This window comes from Sphingomonas sp. BL-S-05 (assembly GCF_055521695.1).
In genome coordinates, this window is sequence record NZ_CM145499.1 from 1,015,887 (window position 1) to 1,040,668 (window position 24,782).

Annotated in this window: 24 protein-coding genes; 15 read left to right on the plus strand and 9 right to left on the minus strand. The window is 66.7% G+C overall.

The window, feature by feature from the left end; translation table 11 throughout:
* Nucleotides 1-5 precede the first annotated feature (5 nt).
* Both ACZ1JS_RS04480 and ACZ1JS_RS04485 read left to right on the plus strand, forming a co-directional pair.
* The gene (locus tag ACZ1JS_RS04480) at nucleotides 6-1,370 is read left to right on the plus strand and encodes a cryptochrome/photolyase family protein (RefSeq protein WP_465167899.1); all 1,365 of its coding nucleotides are present in this window, start codon (nucleotides 6-8) and stop codon (nucleotides 1,368-1,370) included.
* Between the two features lie 42 nt (nucleotides 1,371-1,412).
* A complete protein-coding gene (locus ACZ1JS_RS04485; RefSeq protein WP_465167900.1) occupies nucleotides 1,413-2,612 on the plus strand; it encodes a class I SAM-dependent methyltransferase in 1,200 nt (399 codons plus the stop codon).
* Here ACZ1JS_RS04485 and ACZ1JS_RS04490 read toward each other — a convergent pair.
* Together ACZ1JS_RS04490 and hisI are read right to left on the minus strand one after the other, a co-directional pair.
* Complete coding sequence (locus ACZ1JS_RS04490; protein ID WP_465167901.1) at nucleotides 2,601-3,068, minus strand: hypothetical protein; 468 nt, start codon at nucleotides 3,066-3,068, stop codon at nucleotides 2,601-2,603. The genes ACZ1JS_RS04485 and ACZ1JS_RS04490 overlap by 12 nt on opposite strands.
* Nucleotides 3,065-3,424 (minus strand): phosphoribosyl-AMP cyclohydrolase, encoded by a 360-nt coding sequence (gene hisI, locus ACZ1JS_RS04495; RefSeq protein WP_465167902.1) that lies wholly within the window; start codon nucleotides 3,422-3,424, stop codon nucleotides 3,065-3,067. The genes ACZ1JS_RS04490 and hisI overlap by 4 nt, the downstream gene beginning before the upstream one ends.
* A 116-nt stretch (nucleotides 3,425-3,540) precedes the next feature.
* On the opposite strand from hisI, the gene purF reads away from it, so the two are divergent.
* The 3 genes from purF (at nucleotide 3,541) to ACZ1JS_RS04510 (ending at nucleotide 6,344) form a co-directional block, all read left to right on the plus strand.
* The gene (purF, locus tag ACZ1JS_RS04500) at nucleotides 3,541-5,001 is read left to right on the plus strand and encodes an amidophosphoribosyltransferase (protein WP_242115716.1); all 1,461 of its coding nucleotides are present in this window, start codon (nucleotides 3,541-3,543) and stop codon (nucleotides 4,999-5,001) included.
* Nucleotides 4,998-5,705: an SDR family NAD(P)-dependent oxidoreductase gene (locus ACZ1JS_RS04505; protein WP_465167903.1), complete on the plus strand. Its 708-nt coding sequence runs from the start codon at nucleotides 4,998-5,000 to the stop codon at nucleotides 5,703-5,705. The genes purF and ACZ1JS_RS04505 overlap by 4 nt, the downstream gene beginning before the upstream one ends.
* Before the next feature lie 258 nt (nucleotides 5,706-5,963).
* A complete protein-coding gene (locus ACZ1JS_RS04510) occupies nucleotides 5,964-6,344 on the plus strand; it encodes a hypothetical protein (protein ID WP_465167904.1) in 381 nt (126 codons plus the stop codon).
* 176 nt (nucleotides 6,345-6,520) lie between these two features.
* On the opposite strand, the gene ACZ1JS_RS04515 is transcribed toward ACZ1JS_RS04510, so the two are convergent.
* The 4 genes from ACZ1JS_RS04515 to ACZ1JS_RS04530 all read right to left on the minus strand — a co-directional run bounded on the left by ACZ1JS_RS04515 (nucleotide 6,521) and on the right by ACZ1JS_RS04530 (nucleotide 10,217).
* Nucleotides 6,521-7,213: a prolyl hydroxylase family protein gene (locus ACZ1JS_RS04515; protein WP_465167905.1), complete on the minus strand. Its 693-nt coding sequence runs from the start codon at nucleotides 7,211-7,213 to the stop codon at nucleotides 6,521-6,523.
* 46 nt (nucleotides 7,214-7,259) lie between these two features.
* Nucleotides 7,260-7,673, minus strand: a complete 414-nt coding sequence (gene mce / locus ACZ1JS_RS04520) for a methylmalonyl-CoA epimerase (protein ID WP_465167906.1) — start codon at nucleotides 7,671-7,673, stop codon at nucleotides 7,260-7,262.
* Nucleotides 7,674-7,817: 144 nt separating this feature from the next.
* Entirely contained in the window at nucleotides 7,818-9,344 is a 1,527-nt protein-coding gene (locus tag ACZ1JS_RS04525) for an acyl-CoA carboxylase subunit beta (RefSeq protein WP_465167907.1), read from the minus strand.
* A gap of 75 nt (nucleotides 9,345-9,419) precedes the next feature.
* On the minus strand, nucleotides 9,420-10,217 hold the full coding sequence (locus tag ACZ1JS_RS04530; protein WP_465167908.1) for a DODA-type extradiol aromatic ring-opening family dioxygenase: 798 nt from the start codon (nucleotides 10,215-10,217) through the stop codon (nucleotides 9,420-9,422).
* A gap of 114 nt (nucleotides 10,218-10,331) precedes the next feature.
* Here ACZ1JS_RS04530 and ACZ1JS_RS04535 point away from each other — a divergent pair, with 114 nt between their 5' ends.
* From ACZ1JS_RS04535 to ACZ1JS_RS04580, 10 genes are all read left to right on the plus strand, one after another.
* The gene (locus tag ACZ1JS_RS04535; protein ID WP_465167909.1) at nucleotides 10,332-10,874 is read left to right on the plus strand and encodes a (2Fe-2S)-binding protein; all 543 of its coding nucleotides are present in this window, start codon (nucleotides 10,332-10,334) and stop codon (nucleotides 10,872-10,874) included.
* Between the two features lie 110 nt (nucleotides 10,875-10,984).
* A complete protein-coding gene (locus tag ACZ1JS_RS04540) occupies nucleotides 10,985-11,977 on the plus strand; it encodes an RcnB family protein (protein WP_465167910.1) in 993 nt (330 codons plus the stop codon).
* 99 nt (nucleotides 11,978-12,076) lie between these two features.
* Nucleotides 12,077-12,853 carry an enoyl-CoA hydratase-related protein gene (locus tag ACZ1JS_RS04545; protein ID WP_465167911.1) on the plus strand — a complete coding sequence of 259 codons (777 nt, stop codon included), beginning with the start codon at nucleotides 12,077-12,079 and terminating at the stop codon, nucleotides 12,851-12,853.
* Between the two features lie 48 nt (nucleotides 12,854-12,901).
* Nucleotides 12,902-15,031 carry a methylmalonyl-CoA mutase gene (scpA, locus tag ACZ1JS_RS04550; RefSeq protein ID WP_465167912.1) on the plus strand — a complete coding sequence of 710 codons (2,130 nt, stop codon included), beginning with the start codon at nucleotides 12,902-12,904 and terminating at the stop codon, nucleotides 15,029-15,031.
* Between the two features lie 5 nt (nucleotides 15,032-15,036).
* On the plus strand, nucleotides 15,037-16,068 hold the full coding sequence (bioB, locus tag ACZ1JS_RS04555) for a biotin synthase BioB (RefSeq protein WP_465168629.1): 1,032 nt from the start codon (nucleotides 15,037-15,039) through the stop codon (nucleotides 16,066-16,068).
* A 33-nt stretch (nucleotides 16,069-16,101) separates the two neighbouring features.
* Entirely contained in the window at nucleotides 16,102-18,183 is a 2,082-nt protein-coding gene (locus ACZ1JS_RS04560; protein WP_465167913.1) for an ATP-binding protein, read from the plus strand.
* Between the two features lie 37 nt (nucleotides 18,184-18,220).
* Nucleotides 18,221-19,783 (plus strand): alpha-amylase family glycosyl hydrolase, encoded by a 1,563-nt coding sequence (locus ACZ1JS_RS04565; RefSeq protein WP_465168630.1) that lies wholly within the window; start codon nucleotides 18,221-18,223, stop codon nucleotides 19,781-19,783.
* A complete protein-coding gene (locus ACZ1JS_RS04570) occupies nucleotides 19,783-20,793 on the plus strand; it encodes a glycosyltransferase family 4 protein (protein WP_465167914.1) in 1,011 nt (336 codons plus the stop codon). Before ACZ1JS_RS04565 ends, ACZ1JS_RS04570 begins: the two co-directional genes overlap by 1 nt.
* Nucleotides 20,794-20,847: 54 nt before the next feature.
* Nucleotides 20,848-21,141 carry a plasmid stabilization protein gene (locus ACZ1JS_RS04575; RefSeq protein ID WP_465167915.1) on the plus strand — a complete coding sequence of 98 codons (294 nt, stop codon included), beginning with the start codon at nucleotides 20,848-20,850 and terminating at the stop codon, nucleotides 21,139-21,141.
* A complete protein-coding gene (locus tag ACZ1JS_RS04580) occupies nucleotides 21,138-21,677 on the plus strand; it encodes a CinA family protein (RefSeq protein WP_465167916.1) in 540 nt (179 codons plus the stop codon). Before ACZ1JS_RS04575 ends, ACZ1JS_RS04580 begins: the two co-directional genes overlap by 4 nt.
* Here the strand turns inward: ACZ1JS_RS04580 and ACZ1JS_RS04585 are convergent.
* From ACZ1JS_RS04585 to ACZ1JS_RS04595, 3 genes are read right to left on the minus strand one after another with little or no spacing between them, the layout of a single operon-like run.
* Complete coding sequence (locus tag ACZ1JS_RS04585) at nucleotides 21,641-22,888, minus strand: adenosylmethionine--8-amino-7-oxononanoate transaminase (protein WP_465167917.1); 1,248 nt, start codon at nucleotides 22,886-22,888, stop codon at nucleotides 21,641-21,643. The two genes, ACZ1JS_RS04580 and ACZ1JS_RS04585, sit on opposite strands and share 37 nt — an antisense overlap.
* Entirely contained in the window at nucleotides 22,885-23,508 is a 624-nt protein-coding gene (bioD, locus tag ACZ1JS_RS04590) for a dethiobiotin synthase (protein ID WP_465167918.1), read from the minus strand. Before bioD ends, ACZ1JS_RS04585 begins: the two co-directional genes overlap by 4 nt.
* Entirely contained in the window at nucleotides 23,505-24,632 is a 1,128-nt protein-coding gene (locus ACZ1JS_RS04595) for an 8-amino-7-oxononanoate synthase (protein WP_465168631.1), read from the minus strand. The genes bioD and ACZ1JS_RS04595 overlap by 4 nt, the downstream gene beginning before the upstream one ends.
* Between the last annotated feature and the right edge of the window lie 150 nt (nucleotides 24,633-24,782).

The following is a 24,782-nucleotide window of genomic DNA, read 5'->3' on the forward strand; positions in this document are numbered from 1 at the left end:
TGCGCATGACCGAACCCGTCCTTCTCTGGCTCCGCCAGGACCTCCGCCTGCGCGACCAGCCCGCGCTCGTCGCCGCCACCGAAGCAGGCCCCGTCATCCCGGTCTATATCCTCGATGACCAGAGCCCCGGCGACTGGGCGATCGGCGGTGCCCAGCGTTGGTGGCTGCACCACAGCCTCGCCGCCATGGACGACGCGCTGCAGGCAAAGGGATCGCGCCTGATTCTCCGCCGGGGCGAGGCCGTCGCCGAACTGCGCAAGCTGATGCACGAAACCGGCGCGACCCATGTGCACGCCATGCAACATTACGAACCCTGGTGGGTCAAGGCGCAGGACGAACTGGGCGACGATCTGACGTTGCACGACGGCAACCATCTCCGCCCGCCCGAATGCGTCCGCACCGGGTCGGGCGGCATGTTCAAAATCTATTCGTCCTATTGGAGGGCGCTGAACCAGATGCTGCCGCCGGACGATCCGGTGGCAATGCCGCGCTCCATCCCCGCGCCGGAGAAATGGCCGAAGTCGGACAAGCTGACCGATTGGGACCTGCTGCCGACCAAGCCGGACTGGTCGACCGCCTTCACCAAATCATGGCAGCCGGGCGAGGACGGCGCACGGAAAGCGTTGAAATCCTTCGCCACCCGCCTCGACGACTATGCGGAGGGGCGCAACCTGCCCTCGATCGACGGCAGCTCGAACCTGTCCCCGCACCTGCACCATGGCGAGATTTCCCCGCGACAGGTCTGGGCCGCGCTCGACGAACCGAGCGACAGCCTGACAACCTACCGCAAGGAACTGGCGTGGCGTGATTTTTCCAGCGGCGTCATCCTGTCGATGCCCGACTATGCCGATGCCAACGGCCGCCCGCGCTATGACAAGCTGAAATGGCGCAGCGGCGCGCAGGCGACCCACGACCTGAAGGCATGGCAACAGGGCCGCACCGGCTATCCGATCGTCGACGCCGGCATGCGCCAGCTCTGGCAGATCGGCTGGATGCACAATCGCGTGCGGATGATCGCCGCGTCCTTCGTCATCAAGCATCTGCTGATCGACTGGCGCGAGGGCGAGCGCTGGTATTGGGACTGTCTGGTCGATGCCGATTTCGGCAACAATGCCGTCAACTGGCAATGGGTCGCCGGCACCGGCGTCGATTCGAACATGTTCGGCCGGATCATGGCGCCGCTGACCCAGTCGGAGAAGTTCGACGCCGCCGACTATATCCGCCGCTGGGTGCCCGAACTGGCGCATCTGTCGAACGAGGTGATCCACGATCCCGATGCCGCCGGTTGCCGACCGAAGGACTATCCCGAAAAGATCATCGACCATCGCGAAGCGCGTGAACGGGCGCTGGCGGCGGCGCGCGGCATCTGATCCCCCTTGCCGGCGCCCGTGCGTCGTGCATGTAGGCGCGCGATGTCGTCCGACCGCTTCCGCATCCTTTCCCCCTTGTTTCGCCGGGCCTTGACCCGGATCGATGCCGGCCTGACCGCCGGTGCGATCCACGCGACCCTGCCCGATGGCAGCACCCGCCGCATCGGCGGACATGCGCCGGGGCCGGTGGCGGTGGTCGTCCTGCACCGCTGGCGGGCGATGTGGCGTCTGGCGCGGGGAGGATCGGCCGGCTGGTACGAGGCATGGGCCGATGGTGACTGGTCCAGCCCCGATCCGGTCCCGCTGTTCGACCTGTTCATGCGCAATGCCGAAACGCTCCGCGGCTCGGCGCGCGCGGGCGGCATATCGCGCCTGCTGCGCCGCGTGGCCCACCGCGCGCGGCGCAACGACCGCCCCGGCGCCCGCGCCAACATCGCGGCGCATTACGACCTCGGCAACGACTTCTACCGCGAATGGCTCGACCCGACGCTGACCTATTCCAGCGCGATGTTCGATGGCGCTACCGGGCTTGTAGCGGCGCAGCGCAACAAGCTGACCGCGATCCTCGATCGCACCGCCACCCGACCCGGCGACCGCATCCTCGAAATCGGCTGCGGCTGGGGCTCGTTCGCCCGGACCGCGGCGGATGCGGGGCGGCGGGTCGATGCCATCACCCTGTCGACCGAGCAGAAGCGCCATGTCGACGCCCTGGCGCTGCCCGGCGTCACCGTATCGCTGACCGACTATCGCGACGTCGTCGGTACCTATGATGCGATTGCCAGCATCGAGATGGTCGAGGCGGTCGGCCGCGAATATTGGCCCGCCTATCTGGACGCCATCGCCGCGCGCCTGAAACCCGGCGGCCGCGCCGCGATCCAGTATATCGCCATCGCCGAGCCGCTGTTCGATGCCTATGCGCGCAATGTCGACTTCATCCAGGCCCATGTCTTTCCGGGCGGCATGTTGTTGTCCGAACCGCGCTTTCGCGCCCTTGCCGAGGCACGCGGCCTCGCATGGCGGGACGTCCGCCGCTTCGGCCTCGACTATGCGGAGACGCTGCGCCTTTGGCGGCAGGCGTTCGACAAGGCCCGCGCCGAAGGCCGCCTGCCGATGATCGACGACCGCTTCACCGATCTGTGGCGCTACTATCTGATGTATTGCGAAGGCGGCTTTCGTGGTGGCGGCATCACCGTGGCACAGGTCACGCTGGTCAAACGACAGGGCGCCGCGTCACCCGCATAATTGTCGCCCCTTGGGATCGCGCAGCGCCGCCGCCTCCGACCCGCTGTCGCTCAGCCGGTCGACCTCGAACCCCGCCAGCGACGCGCGCCGGGTACACAGCCGCCTGCACGCCGCCGGCACCGCGCCGGCAAGGCGGATATGGTCTCCGTCATACGCCGCCCCGAACGTACAGCCGCCGCCAAGGTCGATCCGCAACGACTCTCCCTCGCGGGTGAAGCGTCCGCGCCCGCTGCAGCCAATATCGTCGCCATAATCGACGAACATGCCGATCCGCTCGCCGGTGATGCACAGCCGGTCGTCCTCGCGAGCATATAGCCCGGTCGGCGTCGCCGTCGCCGGATTGCGCACCACGCCGCGCGCGATCGCCGCTTCCTCCAGCGTGGCCGGCGTGCTGTCGGTCGTCGCCGATGGCGAACATCCCGCCAGCAGCAGCGCCGCCGCAATCCACCGTTTCACGTCGCGGGCACCAGCCGATCGCCCTCGATCCGCCGGAAGAAACAACTGTCCGCCCCGGTATGGCACGCCGGCCCCGCCGGCTCGCACCGCAGCCACAGCGCATCCTGATCGCAATCGATCCGCGCCTCGACCACGCGCAAGACGTTGCCCGACGTCTCACCCTTCTTCCACAGCCGCCCGCGGCTGCGCGACCAGAAGGTTGCCTCGCGCGTTTCCAGCGTCAGGCGCAGGGCTTCGTCGTTCATGAAGGCGACCATCAGCGGTTCGCCGCTGGTGGCGTCGACGGCGATGGCGGTCAGCAGCCCATCGGCATCGAATTTCGGGTTGAGCACCAGTCCGGTATCGCGATTATCCATCGCCGCAACTCCTATCGCCGATCATGGTTCCGCCGCAATCGACGATCAAAGGGCGACAAATCGATTCCGCCTGCCTATATGGCAGCCGTGTGACACGCTTATCCCCGGAAGGGCCTATGTTCACCACCCATCCATTCGACGACGACAAGCTGCGTGAAGAGTGCGGCATTTTCGGTGTATCCGGCGCGGACGGCGCTGCGGCGCTGGTGGCCCTCGGCCTCCACGCGCTCCAGCATCGCGGGCAGGAAGCGGCCGGCATCTGCAGCTGGGACGGGGCGATGTTCCATACCCAGCGCGCGCAGGGCCATGTCGCGGGCAATTTCGATCGCCCCGACGTGATCGAATCGCTGCCCGGCGCCACCGCCTGCGGCCATGTCCGCTATTCGACTACCGGCGAGACGTCGAACCGCAACATCCAGCCGCTCTATGCCGAACTGGCGTCGGGTGGGTTCGCGGTGGCGCATAATGGCAATCTTTCCAACGCCATGCGGCTGCGCAAGGATCTGGTCCGCACCGGATCGATCTTTCAGTCGACCAGCGATACCGAAGTCATCATCCACCTCGTCGCGACGTCCAACTATCGGACGCTGCTCGACCGGTTCATCGACGCGTTGAAGCAGGTCGAGGGCGCCTATTCGCTGATCTGCATGACGCCGGAGGGGATGATCGCCTGCCGCGATCCGCTCGGCATCCGGCCGCTGGTGATGGGCAAGCTCGGCGACGACGCCTATATCTTCGCTTCCGAAACCGTCGCGCTCGACGTGGTCGGTGCCGAATTCGTGCGCGAAGTCGAACCGGGCGAACTGGTCATCGTCAAGAATGGCGAACTGCGCTCGATCCGCCCGTTTGCGCCGCTCTCCCCGCGTCCGTGCATCTTCGAATGGGTCTATTTCTCGCGCCCCGATTCGATCAGCGACGACCGGTCGATCTATTCGGTGCGCAAGGCGATCGGTGCCGAACTGGCCCAGGAAAACCCGGTCGAGGCCGATCTGGTCATCCCGGTCCCCGATTCGGGTGTGCCGGCCGCGATCGGCTATGCGCAGGCGTCGGGCATCCCGTTCGAACTGGGCATCATCCGCTCGCACTATGTTGGCCGCACCTTCATCCAGCCGGGCGACAAGGTCCGCCATCTGGGCGTCAAGCTGAAGCACAATGCCAACCGCAAGCTGATCGAGGGCAAGCGGATCGTCCTGATCGACGACTCGATCGTGCGCGGCACGACGTCGCTCAAGATCGTGCAGATGATGCGCGATGCCGGTGCCGCCGAAGTGCATATGCGCATCGCTTCCCCACCGACCCGGCATAGCTGCTTCTACGGCGTCGACACGCCCGAGCGGGCCAAGTTGCTTGCCGCGAAGTTCGATCTCGGTGGCATGACCGACTATATCCAGGCCGACAGCCTCGCCTTCGTTTCGATCGACGGGCTGTACCGGGCGCTCGGCGAGGCATCGCGCACGTCGGTCCGTCCGAAATATTGCGACGCCTGCTTCACCGGCGACTATCCGACTCCGCTGACCGATCAGGACGAAACCAGCTCGGTCGATCAACTCGCGGTGCTGGCCGAACGCGTCGGATGAGCGATCGTCTGAAGGGGCAGCTGGCCCTCGTCACCGGTGCCAGTCGCGGCATTGGTGCCGCCACCGCCATCGCGCTCGCGGCGGAGGGCGCCCACATCATCCTGACCGCGCGCACCACCGGCGGGCTGGAGGAGGTCGAGGACGCGATCTACGCGGCGGGTGGGTCGGCGACGATCGCGCCGGTCGACCTGTATGACCGCACCGCCATTCCGCAACTGGTGTCGGCGATCGCCGAACGCTGGCGTGCGCTCGACATGCTGGTGCTCAACGCCGGCGCGCTCGGCACGCTGGGGCCGGTGCCGTCGTTCGATCTGAAGGAATTCGACAAGGTGATGGCGCTCAACGTCACCGCCAATGCCGCGCTGATCGCCGCCTTCTCGCCGATGCTGCGGCTGGCGCGGTCGGGCAGGGTGGTCGGCGTCACCTCGTCGGTCGGCGCCGCCCCGCGTGCCTATTGGGGCATGTACGGCGCGTCGAAGGCGGCGTTCGACAACATTGTCGCCAGCTACGGGCTGGAAATGGCGAACATCTCGCCGGTCCGCACCGCGATCGTCGATCCCGGCGCCACCCGGACGAAGATGCGCGAGCGCGCCTATCCCGGCGAAGACCCTCAGTCGGTAAAGCCGCCCGAGCGCGTTGCCGATGCGATCGTGCGGCTGATGGTGGACGGCTTCGACAGCGGCACCCGCATCCGCGTCGACTAAAGCGCGGTTCGATATAGCCTAAGATCAAACGTCACCCCAGCGAAGGCTGGGGTCTCACAGTAATAGCACACTGCAAGAGCCGCATGAGACCCCAGCCTACGCTGGGGTGACGTCCCTCTCGAAGGCGCAGTACGGCACCGTTCGCGCAAGGTTCCTCACCTCAGCGAAAACAAATAGTTGATCTTGGCCGGGGCCGGCTCCGGCCTCGCTCGTTGTCCGGCGGCTGCGCGTGCAGCTTGCCGTTCGAGGAGCCTTTGCATGGCCGTTAAATTCGCCGGAACAATGAACGCGATCAATCGCGGACTGGACGAAACCAAGCCCGCCAAGGGCGCGACGATGATCGAGGATTGGGAAGCGGCGCTGGCCGACACCGATGTGCCGGGCGCAAAGGGCATCCTGCGCGACCTCGCTTCGCTGCGAAAGCAGCTGGAAAAGGATGCGCCCGACAGCGACCGGGTCCACGACCTCCTCCACCGTCTCGGCGCAGCGACCACCAAGATCGCCGAGAAATCCGACAAGCAGCAGGACAAGCTGCGTGCCCTCGGCGAAGCGTTGAGCGAAGCGGGCGAGGAAACGCCCGACGAGGAAGAAGATACCGAAGCCGCCGCCGCGCCGAAGCGGGCGCGCAAGAAGGCGTGAGGCGCAGGCGGCGGGTCGTTTCCCGACGATCTGCCGCCCCGCTTGCGCTTTCCTACGGCCTCACCAGGGGCTATCATCGTCACCCCGGGTCAAGCCCGGGGTGACGCGGTGATCGGGGATGGGAGGCAGCGCCACGCCAAATCGTGGCAAGTGTGAACTTCGTGAACTTTGGCGGCTCAGGGCTGTACCGTCGGCGTCCATGGCCGCTCGCGAAACCACTTGGTTATGATGTACTTGGTCCCTTCGACCACCGCCATGCCTTCGTGCAGCGTCGAGAGATTGGGGCTGCCATCGGCGTTCATGTTGTTCCACGCGATCAGCATGCCCGGACGCGGATTGAAGCGGACCCCGGCGACCGGAAACCAGGTCGCGCCGCCCTGTTCGACTTCGTTCAGATAGACCATCGCCGTCCAGGTCCGCTGCCCGCCCTGTACCGCCATCGACGCCCAATAATGTTCGTTCTCGTTGAAATAGTCGCCATGCGCGCGGAACTGCTGCCCCGGGGCATAACGCTGCCCCTGCATCGTCTCGCCATATTCGGGCGGGATGCCCAAAAGATGCGCGATCCGCTCGTCGATCGGTTGCAGATCCGGGTGCCAGCGGTCGAGGTCGCAGCTGTCCGATGTCCGGAAAGTCGGATCGTTGCTGCTCGTCAGCAAGGTTGACTTGCGCCGCCCGGCATCGATCGTCGCCATCAGCAGTTCGCATTCATCCTCCGACAGAAAGTCGGGGAGCGCGAACAGCACCGCCGCCTCGGTCTTGGCGCGGCGGATGCCGGGGATGGCGGCAAGCCTCGCCTCGACCGTCCGGCCCCATTCTGCCCGGACGGGGGAGGGGCCACCGGGCGCTTTACGGACAGGGGTGTTCATGACCGGGGTTCAACCAGATAGCGGCCGGAGTGTCGAGGGGGACCAATCAGTGACCGGCCGGCGTCTCCATCAACTCGATCAGCACCCCGCCCATATCGCGCGGATGGACGAAGACGATCGGCGTCCCGTGCGCCCCGATCCGCGGCGTGCCCAGCACCCGCGCGCCCTTCGCCGTCAGGTCGGCGATTGCGGCATGGATATCCGCGACCTCGAAGCACAGGTGATGCTGTCCCCCCGCCGGATTCTTGGCGAGAAAGCCTGCGATCGGCGAGTTGTCGTCATACGGCTCGATCAGTTCGATCTGCGTATTGGGCGCATCGATGAAGCACACCTTCACGCCTTGCGCCGGCAGGTCGAATGGCTCGCCAATGGCATCCGCGCCAAGCAGGTCACGATACATCGCGATCGATGATTCGATCGACGGCGTAGCGACCCCGACATGGTTCAACCGGCCGAGCATTAAAACCCCTCCCCGGCACGGGGAGGGGGACCGTCCGCGCAGCGGATGGTGGAGGGGGATGTCAGCGAAGCGCAACCGTAGCGAGGCAGGCCACCCCCCTCCACCAGCTGCGCTGCTCCCCCTCCCCGCAAAGCGGGGAGGATTTCAAAGCGGAATATTGTCATGCTTCTTCCAAGGATTCTCCAGGATTTTGTTCCGGAGCTTGCGCAAGCCCAGTGCCACCCGCCGCCGGGTGGAGTGCGGCAGGATCACCTCGTCGATGAACCCCTTGCTCGCTGCCACGAACGGGTTGGCGAAGCGCGCCTCATATTCCGCCGTTCGTGCGGCGACCTCTTCCGGATCCTTCGACCGGAAGATGATCTCGACCGCACCCTTGGCGCCCATCACCGCGATCTCGGCGGTCGGCCACGCATAGTTCAAGTCGCCACGCAGATGCTTCGACGCCATAACGTCATACGCCCCGCCATAGGCCTTGCGGGTGATGACCGTGATCTTCGGCACCGTCGCCTCGGCATAGGCGAACAGCAGCTTCGCGCCATGCTTGATGATCCCCGAATGCTCCTGCCCGACGCCCGGCAGGAAGCCCGGCACGTCGACGAAGGTCACGATCGGAACGTCGAACGCATCGCAGAAGCGCACGAACCGCGCCGCCTTCTTCGACGAATTGATGTCGAGGCACCCGGCCAGCACCATCGGCTGGTTGGCGACGATCCCGACGGTCCGACCTTCGATCCGTCCGAAGCCGATGATGATGTTGCCGGCATGGGCGGGCTGCAATTCGAAGAAGGCGCCGTCATCGACCGTCCGCACGATCAGTTCGTGCATGTCATAGGGCTGATTGGCGCTGGGCGGGATCAGCGTGTCGAGACTGGGTTCGATCCGGTCCCATGGATCGTCGCTCGGCCGCGTCGGCACGCCGCTGCGATTATTGGCGGGCAGGAAGTCGACGAAGTCGCGCGCGGCCAGCAGTGCCTCGATATCATTCTCGAACGCACAGTCGGCGACGGACGACTTGGTGGTATGGGTGATCGCGCCGCCCAGTTCCTCCTGGGTGACCACCTCGTTCGTCACCGTCTTCACCACGTCCGGCCCGGTCACGAACATGTAGCTCGAATCCTTCACCATGAAGATGAAGTCGGTCATGGCGGGCGAATAGACCGCGCCGCCCGCGCACGGCCCCATGATCAGGCTGAGTTGCGGCACGACCCCCGATGCCAGCACATTGCGCTGGAACACCTCGGCATAGCCGCCCAGCGACGCGACGCCTTCCTGGATGCGCGCCCCGCCCGAATCGTTCAGCCCGATGACCGGCGCGCCGACCTTCATCGCCATATCCATGATCTTGCAGATCTTCTGGGCATGGCGTTCCGACAGCGACCCGCCGAACACGGTGAAATCTTGGCTGAAGACATAGACTAGTCGACCATTGACCGTGCCCGACCCGGTAACCACCCCGTCGCCCGGGATGACCTGCGCCGGCATGCCGAAATCGACGCAATTATGTTCGACATACATGTCGAGTTCCTCGAACGACCCTTCGTCGAGGAACACGTCCAGTCGTTCGCGCGCGGTCAGCTTGCCCTTGGCATGTTGCGCGGCGACGCGTTTCTCACCGCCGCCGGCACGGGCTGCCGCACGCCGCTGTTCCAACGCTTCGAGTGCTTCGAGCATCGTCTCTCCTTGGCCCCTTGATGGGCGTTTCCGCCCTTGTGCCAGCAGGACGCGGCAAAGCGCAACATTCTTGCGTCACCCGAAGCGATAGCCCGAAACGACCCAGCCCATCACCGTGTCGCGATAGTCGCAGACCGCCGGTCCGTCGCCGCCCGCCCCCAGCGCCACCATCAGCGGCAGCAGATGCTCCGCCTCGGGATGCGCGAAGCGGGCATGGGGCAGATGTTCCCAGTCGGCGACCCGTGCCGCCCGCCGCGCCGGATCGGGATCGGTCACCGCCGCGGTCAGCGCACGGTCCCATGCGTCGGCAACCGGCGTGACCGATGGGCCGCGGGCGCGCAGGTTGTGGAAACTCATCCCCGACCCGACGATCAGCACCCCTTCGTCGCGCAACGGGGCCAGCGCCCGTCCCATCGCGATATGCGCCGCAGGATCGAGCGACTGGTCGAGAGACATCTGCGCCAGTGGAATATCGGCCCCCGGCACCGCGACCATCATCGGAATGAACACGCCATGGTCCCATCCGCGCCGTTCCTCTTCCGCCGTCGCGAACCCCGCCGCCTGCAACAACCCCGCCGCCCGCCGTGCGACGTCCGGAGCACCCTCAGCATTCCAGCGCAGGTGATAGGTATGTTCGGGAAAGCCGTAATAATCGAACAGCAGTTCGGGCCGCTCGCCGACATGCACGGTCGGCACCGGCGTCTCCCAATGGCCGGAGATCATCAGGATCGCGCGCGGCCGTTCGGGCAGCGACGCGATCACCCCGGCAAGATAGGCCTGCATCGGACGCCACATCGGGTCCGGCGCTTCGCCGGGGTGCAGGAAGAAGCAGGGGCCGCCGCCATGCGGCACGAACAGGGTTGGTAAGGTCATGGAGGAGAACATCGCGCCGCCTGGACAGGCCGACAAGATCGCGCGGGGAAACGACCCGTTTCCCGATCCATGGGGTTGGCGCGGACGCACGATCCTTCCTACAAGGCCGACGCCATGACCCGGTTCACCGTCAACAATCTGCCGCAGGAATATCGGCTCGACCCCGAAACGCCACTGCTGTGGGCGCTGCGCGACGTGTCGAACCTGACCGGCACCAAATATGGCTGCGGCACGGGGCATTGCGGTGCCTGTACCGTCGATATCGACGGGCGCGCGGTAAAGTCCTGCCAGGTCACGATCGGCGGCATCGAGGGAACGTTCGTCACCACGATCGAGGGTCTGGCCCGCGACCGCAGCCACCCGGTACAGGCCGCGTTCCTCGCGGCGCAGGTCGTGCAATGCGGTTTCTGTATTCCCGGCTTCGTCATGGCGACCGCTGCGCTGCTGCGCGCGAACCGCGACCCGGACGAGGCGACGATCGCGGCGGCGCTGACCAATTTGTGTCGCTGCGGCATCTATCCCCGGCTGATCGATGCGGTGCGGCAGGCGGCCGCCGCCGCGCGTGGCGATGCGACCCTTGCGCCCCCGCCGCGTCCCGGCATCGACCCTGCCGAAGCGGCACGCGAAACCCCCGCGCTGACCCCGCCCAAACCATAGTCACCAATTCTTTCAATCGGCTGTCATCGCCATTCAGCCACGGTTGATCGCACCTGTCTTATGCCGACATCATCGAAGCCGGCGACATCCGGCGGTGGAGGGAAGCCGAGATGAAGAACCGTTTCCTGCTGGCGTTGCTGAGCGTGACCGCCCTGGTCCCGAGCGCGGCGATGGCGCAGCCCGAGCGTGAGGGGCGGGGGCCCCGCATGCGCGAGCGGATCGAGCGTTCGCCGGGTGGCGAGACGCCCGCAGCACGCGCCGAATTCCGCAACGACATTCGCGTGGAAGCACCCGCGCCGCGCCCCGAACAGCGCCGCGAGTCGCCCCGCTTCGAACCGCGCGGCGATCGGCCCGACCGTGGGCCCAGCTTCGAACGACGCGACCCGCCGCGCGATGCGCAGGGACAAATTGATCGCGACGCGTTGCGCGGTCAGTGGCAGCGGGGCCAACGCGAACAGCGCGAGGATCGCGGCTGGCAGCGCGCGCCGCAGCCGGGCCAGCCCGATCGTGGCTGGCAGCGTCCGCCCCAGCCCGATTTGCCCGACCGCTTCGAACGCCGCGACCCGCCGCGCGACGCGCAGGGCCAGATCGACCGTGAGGCGCTGCGCCGCGACTGGCCGCGTCGCGACGGTCGCGGTGTGCAGGATCGCGATCGCCGCGAACAATGGCGGCGCGAACAGCTTCGCCGCGACCAGTGGAACGGCGATGGCTGGGCGCAGCGCGACCGCGATTGGAACCGCAATGGTTGGGACCGCGGCAATTGGGAACGCGATCGCTGGAGCAATAACGGCCAATGGGATCGCGGCTGGCGGCGCGACGACCGCTATGACTGGAACCGCTATCGCGAACGCAACCGCAGCCTGTACCGCCTGCCGCGCTATTATGCGCCACAGGGTTGGGGCTATGGCTATCGCCGCTTCGGCGTCGGCGTCCGGCTGAATTCGTTCCTGTTCGAGTCGAACTACTGGATTAACGATCCCTTCTATTATCGCCTGCCCGAGGCGTGGGGACCGTATCGCTGGGTCCGCTATTACAACGACGCGCTGCTGGTCGACATCCGCTCGGGTCAGGTCGTCGACGTCGAATACGACATATTCTGGTAAGCGGTTCGTGGCGGGGTGTCCCCCGCCACGGTTCGTTTGCGCTGGCAATCGCCGCGGGCTTTCCGCAAACCGTATCAAAAGATACGGGAGAGCGATTCGATGGCAGGCGATATCCGGGTGGCGCGCGATGGCGATGTGCTGCGCATCACCCTCGACCGGCCCGAGCGGCTGAACGCCGCCCCGCCGGCGATGTTCGATGCGATCCGCGAGGCGCTGACGGATCTCGGCGGCGCGCGTGCGGTGCTGCTGACGGGCGACGGGCGCGCCTTTTGCTCCGGCGCGGACGTTGCGGCGGTACAGGCCGCCGGTGACGCACCCGCCGCGACCCACCATGCGCTGATCCATCATTACAATCCCTGCCTGCAGGCGATCGCGGACCTGCCGGTACCGGTCGTCAGCGCGGTGCGCGGCGCGGCGGCCGGCATTGGATGCAGCCTCGCGCTCGCTGCCGATTTCTGCGTCGCATCGGATGACGCCTATTTCCTGCAGGCCTTCGTCAATATCGGCCTCGTCCCCGATGGCGGGGCAAGCTGGATGTTGCCGCGCCTGATCGGGCGGGCGCGGGCGGCGCGGATGATGCTGCTCGGCGAGCGCGTACCCGCCGCGACCGCGCTCGATTGGGGCATGATCCATACGGTGGTCGCCGCCGATGCGCTCGACGATGAAGCGCTGGCGCTCGCCCGGCGGCTGGCGGCAGGGCCGACCGTCGCGCTCGGTCTTACCCGGCGCAACCTGACTTACGCGCTCGACCATGACTATCCGGCGGCGATGGTCCGCGAGGCGGAGGCGCAGCGCAGCGCCGCTGCCAGCGCCGACGCCCTTGAAGGCACTGCCGCCTTCCTCGCGAAACGCTCCCCCCGGTTCGAGGGGCGCTGACATGACCCACCTCGACTTGGCCCCCCGCCGGGCGCTAGGGAAGCACGAATGACCGGCCCGACGATCGAAGACTGGCAGAAGCTCGCCGCGCGTGAGGTGAACGACGCCGACCTCACCTGGCACACGCCGGAGGGGATCGCGGTCAAGCCGCTCTACACCGCCGCCGACGCGCCCGATCCCGGCCTTCCCGGATTCGCCCCGTTCACCCGCGGGGTGAAGGCGTCGATGTATGCCGGCCGGCCATGGACGATCCGCCAATATGCCGGATTCTCAACCGCCGAGGAATCGAACGCCTTCTACCGTCGCAACCTCGCGGCGGGGCAGAAGGGGCTGTCGGTCGCCTTCGATCTCGCCACCCATCGCGGATATGACAGCGACCACCCGCGCGTGGCGGGGGACGTGGGCAAGGCCGGCGTCGCGATCGACACGATCGACGACATGAAGATCCTGTTCGACGGCATCCCGCTCGACACCATGTCGGTCAGCATGACGATGAACGGTGCGGTCCTGCCGTGCCTCGCCTTCTACATCGTCGCGGCGGAAGAACAGGGCGTCGGCCCGGAGAAGCTGTCGGGCACGATCCAGAACGACATTCTCAAGGAGTTCATGGTCCGCAACACGTATATTTATCCGCCCGAGCCATCGATGCGGATCGTGTCGGACATCATCGCCTATACCGCCGAGCATATGCCGCGCTTCAACAGCATCTCGATCAGCGGCTATCACATGCACGAGGCCGGGGCGACGGCGGTGCAGGAACTGGCGTTCACGCTGGCCGACGGCATGGCCTATGTCCGTGCGGCACTGGCGCGCGGGCTGGATATCGACGCGTTCGCCGGGCGGCTGTCCTTCTTCTTCGGCATCGGCATGAACTTCTTCATGGAGATCGCGAAGCTGCGCGCCGCGCGCACCCTGTGGAGCCGGATCATCGCCGATTTCGGCGGCTCGCCCCGCAGCCAGATGCTGCGCACCCATTGCCAGACGAGCGGCGTGTCGCTGACCGAACAGGACCCGTACAACAACGTCATCCGCACCACCGTCGAGGCGATGGCCGCGACCTTCGGCGGCACCCAGTCGCTCCATACCAACTCGCTCGACGAAGCGGTCGCGCTGCCGACCGACTTCTCCGCCCGGATCGCGCGCAACACGCAGCTGATTCTTCAGGAAGAGACCGGCATGACCTATGTCGTCGATCCGCTGGGCGGCAGCTATTATGTCGAGGCGCTGACCAAGGAACTCGCCGGTAAGGCATGGACCCTGATCGAAGAGGTCGAGACGGCCGGCGGCATGATTGATGCCGTAACCAAGGGCCTGCCCAAGGAGCATATCGAACGCGCCGCCGCTGCCCGGCAGGCGCGCGTCGACCGGGCGGAGGACGTGATCGTCGGCGTCAACAAATACCGGTTGGCGGAGGAAGACCCGATCGACATCCTCTCGATCGACAATGCCAAGGTCCGCGCCGACCAGATCCGCCGCATCGAACAGGTTCGTGCGAACCGTGACGAAGCCGCGACGCAGGCGGCACTCGGGGCGCTGCGCGACGGGGCGGCGGGCGATGCCAACCTGCTAGCCCTGTGCGTTGCGGCTGCCCGGGCGCGGGCGACGCTCGGCGAAATGTCGGCGGCGATGGAGGTCGCCTTCGGTCGCCACGCCGTGTCGGTCACGCCGGTCAAGGGCATTTACGGCCCGGCCCATGCAGATGACAGCGGCTGGCTGCGTGCCGGCGAAGGCGTTGCGGCAGTCGAGCGGCGGCTGGGGCGCAAGCCCCGGATGCTGGTCGCCAAGATGGGACAGGACGGCCATGATCGCGGCGCCAACGTCGTCGCCAGCGCCTTTGCCGATCTCGGCTTCGACATCGTGTCGGGTCCGTTGTTCCAGACGCCGCAGGAAACCGCCGATCTGGCGATCACGGAAGCGGTCGACGTCGTCGGTGCCTCCAGCCTGGCCGCCGGGCACAACACGCTGATTCCCGAACTGATCGAGCGCTTGGCGGCGGCGGGTCGCGCCGATATCCGCGTCATCGCCGGCGGGGTCATTCCGCCACAGGATTATGCGCTGCTCCGCGAGGCCGGGGTGGCGGCGATTTTCGGACCGGGCACCAATCTGGTCCATGCAGCGGCGGAGGTGCTGAAACTGCTCGGCCACAACCTCCCGCCGGTTGGAGAAACTGTCGAATGAATGTGATTGCGCCCGTTGAAGCTCGAATTCCCGCGCCGGAAACTGGTGTCCGTACCGATTGGACCCGCGCGGAAATCGCCGACCTCTTCGACCTGCCCTTCGACGAACTGATGTTCCGTGCCCAGACCGTCCACCGCGCGCATCACGCGGTCGGGCAGGTCCAGCTCTGCACCTTGCTGTCGATCAAGACCGGCGGCTGCCCGGAGGATTGTGGCTATTGCTCGCAATCGGCCAGCGCCGACACGCAGTTGAAGGCCGAAAAGCTGATGGACGTCGACGCGGTCCTCGCCAGCGCGGCGAAGGCCAAGGCCGCTGGATCGCAGCGTTTCTGCATGGGCGCGGCATGGCGCAACCCCAAGGACCGCGACATGGACAAGATCGTGGCGATGGTCGAGGGTGTCGCCGCAATGGGCATGGAAACCTGCATGACGCTCGGCATGCTCACCCCTGATCAGGCGCAGCGGCTGGGGCAGGCGGGTCTCGATTACTACAACCACAATATCGACACTTCGCCCGAAAACTACGCCAACGTCATCACCACGCGGACGTTCGACGACCGTCTCGACACGCTGGCGCATGTGCGCGAGGCGGGTATCAACGTCTGCTGCGGCGGCATCGTCGGCATGGGCGAAACCCGCGCCGATCGCGTCGGCTTCGTCCATGCCCTCGCCACCCTGCCGCGCCATCCCGAAAGCGTGCCGGTCAACGCGCTGGTCCCGGTGAAGGGCACCGTGCTCGGCAACATGCTGGCCGACACGCCGCTCGCCAAGCTCGACGATATCGAGTTCGTCCGCACCGTGGCCGTCGCGCGCATCGCCATGCCGCTCAGCATGGTCCGCCTGTCGGCGGGGCGCGAGAGCATGTCGGATGCGACTCAGGCGCTGTGCTTCATGGCGGGCGCCAATTCGATCTTCACCGGCGACCGGCTGCTGACCGCCGGTAATGCCGGCGACGATGCCGACGCCGCGCTGCTGGCAAAGCTGGGCATGACTCCGATGGTTGCCGAGGAACCGATGCGCAAGGCGTCATGCTGCTGACCCTGTAAAAACAGGGCGGATGAGGAGAGCGATTTGTTCAAGAAGATTTTGGTCGCGAACCGGGGTGAGATCGCCTGTCGCGTGATGCGCACCGCCAAGCGGATGGGCATCGCGACCGTCGCGGTCTATTCCGACGCCGATGCGCGCGCCCTGCATGTGATGATGGCGGATGAGAGCGTGCGCCTAGGGCCGGCGCCCGCCGCGCAAAGCTATCTCGTCCCCGAACTGATCCTTGCCGCTGCCAAGGCGACCGGCGCGGACTGTATCCATCCCGGCTACGGCTTCCTGTCGGAACGCGAAAGCTTCGCCCGCGCCTGTGCCGATGCCGGCATCACCTTTGTCGGTCCGCCGCCAAATGCGATCGCCGCGATGGGTGACAAGATCGAATCGAAGAAGCTGGCGCAGGCCGCCGGCGTCAATGTCGTCCCCGGCTTTCTCGGCGAGATCGCCGATACCGAGCAGGCGGTCCGCATCGCGACGGACATCGGCTATCCGGTAATGATGAAGGCGTCGGCCGGTGGCGGCGGCAAGGGCATGCGCCTCGCGTGGAGCGAACAGGACGTCCGCGAAGGCTTCGAGGCAACCAAGCGCGAGGGGCTGGCGAGCTTCGGCGACGACCGCGTGTTCATCGAGAAGTTCATCGAAAGCCCGCGCCATATCGAAATTCAGGTGCTGGGCGACCAGCATGGCAACATCGTCTATCTCGGCGAGCGCGAATGCTCGATCCAGCGCCGCCACCAGAAGGTCGTAGAGGAAGCGCCGTCGCCGTTCGTCACGCCGACGATGCGCAAGGCGATGGGGGAACAGGCGGTCGCCCTTGCCCGTGCGGTCGGCTATTATTCGGCCGGTACGGTCGAACTGATCGTCTCCGGCGCGGACACGACCGGCGAAAGTTTCTACTTCCTCGAAATGAACACCCGGCTGCAGGTCGAGCATCCGGTGACCGAGGAAATCACCGGCCTCGATCTGGTCGAACAGATGCTCCGCGTTGCGGCGGGCGAACCGCTCGCCTTCACGCAGGATGAGGTGAAGCTGACCGGCTGGGCGATCGAAAACCGCGTCTATGCCGAAGACCCCTATCGCGGCTTCCTGCCGAGTACCGGCCGCCTCACCCGCTACAATCCGCCGCGCCAGCCCGACGCGTCACCCCAGCGCAGGCTGGGGTCTCTCGGTGAGGACGATGCGTTCTCCAACCCAGCCTTCGCTGGGGTGACGGAATCGGTTCGCACCCGCGTCGACGACGGCGTCGTCGAAGGTGGCGAGGTCAGCATGTTCTACGACCCGATGATCGCCAAGCTCGTCACTTGGGCACCGACCCGTGAAGCCGCGATCGATGCGCAGGTCGCCGCGCTCGATCGGTTCGAACTGGCCGGGGTCGGCAACAATATCGACTTCCTCTCGGCGATCATGCAGCACCCCCGCTTCCGCGCAGGGGCGCTGACCACCGGCTTCATCGCCGAGGAATATCCCGAGGGTTTCCACGGCGCGCCCGCCGACGAAGCGCTGCTCCGCAAGCTGGCGGCGATCGCAGTCGTCGCCGATATCGAACTGACGCACCGGGCAAGCTCGATCGACGGGCAACTCGGCACGCGTCTATATCCGTCGACCCGGCGCATCGTCACCGCTGGCGATCATCGCTATGACATCTGTGTCGACGGCTATGAAGGCGGATTGCTGGTCAACATCGACGACGCCGTTCCGCTTGACGTCGTCCTGCACTGGCGCCCTTCGCAACGAGTGGTAACCGCGCGTATCGATGGCGAGGAGTTGGCCGCCCGCATCGCGCGCACCATCGGCGGCTGGAAGCTGACGACGCGTGGCGCCACCCACGCCCTCCGCGTCCTGCCGCCGCATGTCGCCGCGCTGACCCGGCACATGCTCGAAAAGGTCCCGCCCGACCTTTCGCGGTTCCTGCTTTGCCCGATGCCCGGGCTGCTGACCCGCGTCGAAGTGGCCGAAGGACAGCGCGTCGAGGCCGGGCAGCCGCTGGCGGTGGTGGAAGCGATGAAGATGGAAAACATCCTCCGCGCCGAACGCCCCGGTACCGTCGCCCGCATTGCCCATGCGCCGGGTGACAGCCTCGCCGTCGATGCAGTCATCATGGAGTTCGAATAAGGGAACGTTTTGCCCGCTGGCGGCTTGTCCGCGCGTGATCGTTTCATCCGCGCAACCATGGTGGCACGCCGCCACCATCTATCAGATCTACCCCCGTTCCTTCGCCGACAGCGACGGCGACGGGATCGGCGACCTGCGCGGTATCGCCGACCGGCTCGACCATCTGGTGACGCTGGGCGTCGATGCGCTGTGGATCTCGCCGATCTTCCCGTCGCCCATGGCGGATTTCGGCTATGACGTCGCCGACTATACCTGCATCGACCCTCGCTTCGGGACGCTTGCCGACTTCGACGCGCTGCTGGCCAAGGCGCATGGGTTGGGCCTGCGCGTCCTGCTCGATTTCGTGCCAAACCATAGTTCCGACCAGCATCGCTGGTTCGTCGAAAGCCGGTCGTCGCGCGACAATCCCAAACGCCACTGGTATATCTGGCGCGATCCGGCGCCCGATGGCGGCCCGCCCAACAACTGGATCAGCGACTTCGGTGGCCCGGCCTGGACCTTCGATCCAGCCACCGGCCAATATTATTCGCGCGCCTTCCTACCCGAACAGCCCGATCTCAACTGGCGCAACCCCGATCTGCGCGCGGCGATGCTGGATGCGATGCGCTTCTGGTTCGAACGCGGCGTCGACGGGTTCCGCATCGACGTGCTGTGGCACATGGTCAAGCACGCCGATTTCCCCGACAACCCGCCCAACCCCGACTATCGCAATGGCATGGGGGAGATGCACCGCGTCCTGCAGCTGCATTCGACCGACCAGCCTGAGGTCCATGCCATCGCCGCCGACATGCGCGAATTGGCGGACCGCTACGACGCGGTACTGGTCGGCGAAATCTATCTGCCGGTCCCCAAGCTGATGACCTATTACGGATCGGCGGCGGCACCCGAAGTCCATCTGCCCTTCAACTTTCAGCTGATCGAAGCAGGCTGGAATGCCGCCGAACTGGCCGACCGCATCACCGAATATGAATCCGCACTGCCGGCGGACGGCTGGCCGAACTGGGTTTTGGGCAATCACGACCGCCCGCGCATCGCAACCCGCGTCGGTGCCGCGCAAGCAAGGGTGGCGGCGGTGCTGCTGCTCACATTGCGCGGTACGCCGACCCTGTATCAGGGCGACGAGCTCGGCCTGCCCGATGCGCAGGTCCCCGCCGACAAGGTGCAGGACCCGCGCGAACTGCGCGAGCCGGGCCTCGGCCTGGGGCGCGATCCGGTCCGTACGCCGCTGCCATGGACCGGGGAGGGCGGCTTCACCACCGGCGAGCCGTGGCTGCCGATCGACCCGGCGCATCTGCCGCTGAACGTCTCGGCGCAGTCTGCCGACCCGCAGTCGATGCTGACCCTCTATCGCCGCCTGCTGGCTCTGCGCCGCGCAACCCCGGCACTGGCCACCGGCACGATCGGCGACGTCCGTGCCGAGGGCGACGTCCTCACCTATGTCCGCAGCGACGGCACCTATCGCTACCGCATCGCGCTCAACCTCGGCCATACGTCCGCCGCGATCGATCTCGAACCCGGCACGGTCCTGCTGTCGACGCACGACACCGCGACCGCCGCCACCCTTCGCCCCGACGAAGCCCTGATCCTGAAAGTCGACTGATGCGCATCGCCATGCTCGCCCCCATCGCGTGGCGCACGCCACCGCGGCATTACGGCCCGTGGGAACTGGTCACCAGCCTCTTGACCGAGGCGCTGGTCGCGCGCGGACTGGACGTAACGCTGTTCGCCACGCTCGACAGCCGGACATCGGGCACGCTCGCGGGCGTCGTCCCCGCACCCTATAGCGAAGATCCGTCGATCGATGCGAAGGTGTGGGAGTTCGCGCATCTCGCCCATGTATTCGAACGTGCCGGCGAGTTCGACCTGATCCACAACCAGGCCGACTTCCCGGCGCATGCCTTTTCGGGGCTGGTCGACACGCCGATGGTCACCACCATCCACGGCTTTTCCTCCGACCGCATCCTGCCGATGTACGCGCCCTATCAGGACCGGGTGCATTATGTCGCGATCAGCGACGCCGACCGGCATCCGTCGCTGCGTTATGCCGCGACGATCCATCACGGCATCCCGCTCGCCGACTTCCCCTTCGATCCGAACGGCAGCGACGACCTGCTGTTCTTCGGCCGCATGCATCCCGACAAGGGCGCAGCGGAAGCGGTCGCGGCGGCACAGGCCAGCGGTCGCCGACTGCACATGGCCGGCATCGTCCAGGACGACCGCTATTGGCGCGAACAGGTCGAACCGCATATCGATGGCGAGCAGATTGTCTATCATGGCGCGATCGGCGGCACCGCGCGTACCGACCTGCTGGGCGGTGCCCGTGCGCTCCTGCACCTGATCGGCTTCGACGAACCCTTCGGCTTGTCGGTGATCGAGGCGATGGCCTGCGGCACCCCGGTCATCGCCTATAACCGCGGATCGATGCCCGAATTGATCGAGGACGGCGTCAACGGCTTCTTGGTCGACAATCTCGACCAAGCCATCGCTGCGATCGACCGGGTAGAAGAGATCGACCGCGCCGCTTGTCGCGCGCGCGTCGCCGAACGTTTCTCGGTCGAGGCGATGGCCGAACGCTATCATGCGTTATACACTTCGATCCTCGGCGGCTGAAACCGCGCCAAGTCGTTGAGAGTTGAACCTTTCGTAAAGCGAGAGGAACCCGTCATGCCGCGCGGCGACAAGAGCAGCTATACGACCAAGCAGAAGCGCAAGGCCGAGCATATCGAGCAAGGCTATGAGGAACGCGGCCTGTCGGAGAAGGAAGCCGAACGGCGCGCCTGGGCGACGGTGAACAAGGATTCGGGCGGCGGCAACAAGTCCGGCTCGGGCCGTGGCAAGCCCGACAGCCACGGTTCCGCGCGTCGCGGCGGCCGTGCCGCTGCCGACCGGCCGGCGACCGACCGCTCCGCCGCCGCGAAGAAAGGGTGGGAAACCCGGCGAAAGAACGCGGCGAAATGACCGAGACGCTGTCCCCCGTCCTTCCCGAACATATCGAACGCGCCGCCGCCGATCTGCTCGAAGCCGCGTGCAAGGCCGACCTCACGCTCGCCACGGCCGAGAGTTGCACCGGCGGCATGCTCGCCGCGCTGCTGACCGATGTCGAGGGCGCATCGCATGCCTTCGACCGTGGCTTCGTCGTTTATAGCGAAAAGGCGAAGTGTGAATTGCTTGGCGTCGAGCGCGAGATGCTCGATGATTGCGGCGCGGTCAGCCGCGACGTCGCGCTTGCCATGGCGCGCGGTGCGCTGCGCGGCTCGGATGCCGATATCGCCTTGTCGGTGACGGGTTTTGCCGGGGCAGGGGCGCCCGGTGACGAAGCCGGCCTCGTCCATTTCGCCTGTGCCGTGCGCGACGGACCGGAAACGACTCGCGAATGCCATTTCGGCGATATCGGTCGCGGCGCGGTCCGTATTGCCGCGCTCGAACAGGGACTGTCGATGATCACCGCCGCGATCGATCAGGCGTCGTCGCACGCCTCGTCCAACGCCGCATAGATCGCGTCGAGATCGGCATCGTCGATGCAATAAGGCGGCATGACATACAGCGTCGACCCGAGCGGCCGTAGCAGCAGCCCGTTCTCGCGAAATCGCGCCAGCAATTTCGGCGCGCGGTCGGACAGATAGCCTTCGTCGCCGTCCAGTTCGAACGCCGCGATCGTACCCAGTTGGCGGGGATTGGCGACGCGGGGATGGGCCGCCAGTGTCGCCAGCCGCTCCGCCTGTCGGGCCGCCAGCGACGCGATCCGTTCCCCAACCGGCTCCTCGCGCCAGATCGCCAGATTGGCATTGGCAGCGGCACAGGCGATCGGGTTGGCGGTGTAGCTCGACGAATGAAAGAACATCGTCGCGCGGTCCGGCCCGTAATGCGCCTGGTAGATCGCCTCGCTCGCCATGGTCACCGCCAGCGGAATTGCCCCGCCGGTCAGCCCTTTCGACAGGCACATCAGGTCGGGCACGACCCCGGCCTGTTCGCACGCGGTCAGCGTGCCGGTGCGGCCCCAGCCGGTCATCACTTCATCGGCAATGAACAATACGCCGTAAGCCGAACAGATACGGTGCATTTCGGTAAGAACGGCCGGCGGATACATGCGCATCCCGCCTGCGCCCAGCACCAAAGGCTCGACGATGAACGCCGCCGCGCCGGCCGCGCACGCCGCCTCCAGCGCATCGAACGTCGCCTGTTCCTCGCCGGCATCGGGAAAGGGGATCGACCCGACATCGAACAGCAGCGGCGCATAGGCCCGGTTGAACACCCCCCGCGCCCCGACCGACATCGCCCCGATCGTGTCGCCATGATAGCCGTGATCGAGCACGAGGATGCGGTGCCGATCCTCGCCGCGGTTGCGCCAATATCCGAGCGCCATCTTCAGCGCGACCTCGACGCTGGTCGATCCCGAATCGGAGAAGAACACGCGTGTCAGCGCTTCGGGCAGCAGTTCGCGCAGCCCCTTCGCCAACATCTCGGCCGGTTCGTGCGTGTATCCCGCGAAGATGATCTGATCGAGCCGCCCGGCCTGTTCGGCGATGGCGGCCGTGATGCGCGGATGGTTGTGGCCGTGCGTCGTTACCCACCATGACGAAATCGCATCGATGATCCGCCGCCCGTCCGCCGTCCATAGCGCCGCCCCGTCGCCGCGCACGATTTGCGGGATCGGCTCCTGCAGGCCATGCTGGGTGAAGGGGTGCCAGACGGGCGACGAACTCACCGGAAATCCTCCAGATCGAAATGGGTGGCGAACGCCTCGGCCAGCGTCGCCGGGTCGAGCGTTTCGAGCCGGGGCAGGCGCCCCAGGCGTCGCGTATTGCCCAGTCGGACGATCGTTTCCTCGCTGTCGGGAACGCTGTCGCCGATGAAGGCGACGCCCAGCAGCGGCACGCCGCGCGCGCGCAGTGCCTCGATCGACAACAAGCTGTGGTTGATCGTGCCGAGCGCCGTGCGCGCGACCAGCACCACGGGCCGCTGCCATCGCGCGAACAGATCGCCGAAGGTCGTCTGCCCGACGATCGGCACCAGCACGCCGCCCGCGCCCTCGACCACCAGCGGTCCGTCGACCTGCGGCAAGGCCAGCCGGTCGAGATCGATCGTCACCCCGTCGATTTCCGCCGCGCGGTGCGGCGAACAAGGGGTGGCCAGCGCATATGCTTCGGGCAGGATACGCTCGGGCGCGAGTCCCGCCAGCCGCGCGACGCGCTGGCGATCGGTGCCGTCATCGGTCCCGGCCTGCACCGGTTTCCAATAGGATGCCCCCAGTGCCCCGGTCAGCGCGGCGGCGAACACGGTCTTGCCGACATCGGTATCGGTCCCGGTAACGACGATCACGTTCATTGCAATTGCTCCAGCCTGTCGGCCAACCCGTCGATCGCTGCTTCGTCGACGTTCAGCGTCAGCGAAATGCGCAGCCGCGCGGTACCGGCCGGCACTGTCGGCGGGCGGATCCCGCGCACGTCGAACCCCGCCGCCTGCACCGCCGCCGCCATCGCCATCGCCCGGCGATCGTCGCCGACGATCAGCGGCAGGATCTGCGACCCGCTGACCGTCGCGCCGACCCGGCCTAGTCGCTTGCCGGCATGATCGACCAGTGCCACCAACCGCGCCCGCCGCGCCGGTTCGTCCTGCAACACTCGCAAACCTGCCCGCACCGCCGCCGCCATGACGGGCGAAGGCGCGGTCGAAAAGATGAACCCGCGCGCCCGGTTGACCAGGAAATCGCACACCAGTGCCGACCCACACACCAGCGCGCCTTCGCTGCCCAGCGCCTTGCCGCAGGTTCGGAGCGTAACGACGTTCGGCCGCCCCTCATATCCCGCCGCCAGCCCACGTCCGTCCGGCCCGAACACGCCGGTCGCATGCGCCTCGTCGATCAGCAGCATTGCCTCGTGCCGATCCGCCACCGCGATCAGCTCGTCGAGCGGCGCCTGGTCGCCGTCCATGCTGTACAGGCTCTCGACCGCGATCCACGGCGATCCGGTCCCGCCCTCGCGCCGCCAACGCGCGATCGCATCCTCGATCGCCTGCGGATCATTATGACCGGCCGCGACCGCATGCCCCCGGGCCAGCCGCATGCCGTCATGCGCGCTGGCATGGATCAGCGAATCATGGACGATCAGGTCGCCCCGCTGCGGCAAGGTCGCGAGGAGCGCCGCATTGGCCGCGAAACCGCTGCTGAACCACAAAGCTGTCTCGCTGCCGAAAAACGCCGCTGCCTCGCGCTCCAGTGCCTCGTGTTCGGCATGGTTGCCGCGCAGCAGTCGCGATCCGCCCGATCCGACGGGCACGCCGCGTTCGATCGCATCCCTCACCGCCTCGCGCAGTCGCTCCGATCTACTCAGCCCCAGATAATCGTTCGACGCAAAGTCCCGGCCCGCGATCGGGACCAGCCGCCGCCGCCGGTCGATCGCCGACAACCGGTCGAGATCGGCCGCGATCGGGCGCAGCGCGCGCGCGGTCATCCGGTCCTGATCGATCATCCCCGCTCCCTGTCGGCGCCATGCCGGGGCGCAGCCCATATCCGTGACATCATCATGGCGCAAATCGGCGCGTCGCGCGTTTAGGGCGGATGCGTCGGTCGTTGCCACCGGTACGGCACGCGACGGTGCAGG

Excerpts from the sequence above, each read along its gene's own strand:
- ACZ1JS_RS04505 (WP_465167903.1), top strand. The coding sequence starts at position 4,998 with ATGAGCGATCGTCTGAAGGGGCAGCTGGCCCTCGTCACCGGTGCCAGT.
- ACZ1JS_RS04570 (WP_465167914.1), top strand. The coding sequence starts at position 19,783 with ATGCGCATCGCCATGCTCGCCCCCATCGCGTGGCGCACGCCACCGCGG.
- scpA (WP_465167912.1), top strand. The coding sequence starts at position 12,902 with ATGACCGGCCCGACGATCGAAGACTGGCAGAAGCTCGCCGCGCGTGAG.
- ACZ1JS_RS04510 (WP_465167904.1), top strand. The coding sequence starts at position 5,964 with ATGGCCGTTAAATTCGCCGGAACAATGAACGCGATCAATCGCGGACTG.
- ACZ1JS_RS04530 (WP_465167908.1), bottom strand. The coding sequence starts at position 10,217 with ATGACCTTACCAACCCTGTTCGTGCCGCATGGCGGCGGCCCCTGCTTC.
- ACZ1JS_RS04595 (WP_465168631.1), bottom strand. The coding sequence starts at position 24,632 with ATGACCGCGCGCGCGCTGCGCCCGATCGCGGCCGATCTCGACCGGTTG.
- ACZ1JS_RS04515 (WP_465167905.1), bottom strand. The coding sequence starts at position 7,213 with ATGAACACCCCTGTCCGTAAAGCGCCCGGTGGCCCCTCCCCCGTCCGG.
- ACZ1JS_RS04575 (WP_465167915.1), top strand. The coding sequence starts at position 20,848 with ATGCCGCGCGGCGACAAGAGCAGCTATACGACCAAGCAGAAGCGCAAG.
- bioD (WP_465167918.1), bottom strand. The coding sequence starts at position 23,508 with ATGAACGTGATCGTCGTTACCGGGACCGATACCGATGTCGGCAAGACC.
- purF (WP_242115716.1), top strand. The coding sequence starts at position 3,541 with ATGTTCACCACCCATCCATTCGACGACGACAAGCTGCGTGAAGAGTGC.
- ACZ1JS_RS04480 (WP_465167899.1), top strand. The coding sequence starts at position 6 with ATGACCGAACCCGTCCTTCTCTGGCTCCGCCAGGACCTCCGCCTGCGC.
- ACZ1JS_RS04485 (WP_465167900.1), top strand. The coding sequence starts at position 1,413 with ATGTCGTCCGACCGCTTCCGCATCCTTTCCCCCTTGTTTCGCCGGGCC.
- ACZ1JS_RS04525 (WP_465167907.1), bottom strand. The coding sequence starts at position 9,344 with ATGCTCGAAGCACTCGAAGCGTTGGAACAGCGGCGTGCGGCAGCCCGT.
- ACZ1JS_RS04580 (WP_465167916.1), top strand. The coding sequence starts at position 21,138 with ATGACCGAGACGCTGTCCCCCGTCCTTCCCGAACATATCGAACGCGCC.
- ACZ1JS_RS04540 (WP_465167910.1), top strand. The coding sequence starts at position 10,985 with ATGAAGAACCGTTTCCTGCTGGCGTTGCTGAGCGTGACCGCCCTGGTC.
- mce (WP_465167906.1), bottom strand. The coding sequence starts at position 7,673 with ATGCTCGGCCGGTTGAACCATGTCGGGGTCGCTACGCCGTCGATCGAA.
- ACZ1JS_RS04545 (WP_465167911.1), top strand. The coding sequence starts at position 12,077 with ATGGCAGGCGATATCCGGGTGGCGCGCGATGGCGATGTGCTGCGCATC.
- hisI (WP_465167902.1), bottom strand. The coding sequence starts at position 3,424 with ATGGATAATCGCGATACCGGACTGGTGCTCAACCCGAAATTCGATGCC.
- ACZ1JS_RS04535 (WP_465167909.1), top strand. The coding sequence starts at position 10,332 with ATGACCCGGTTCACCGTCAACAATCTGCCGCAGGAATATCGGCTCGAC.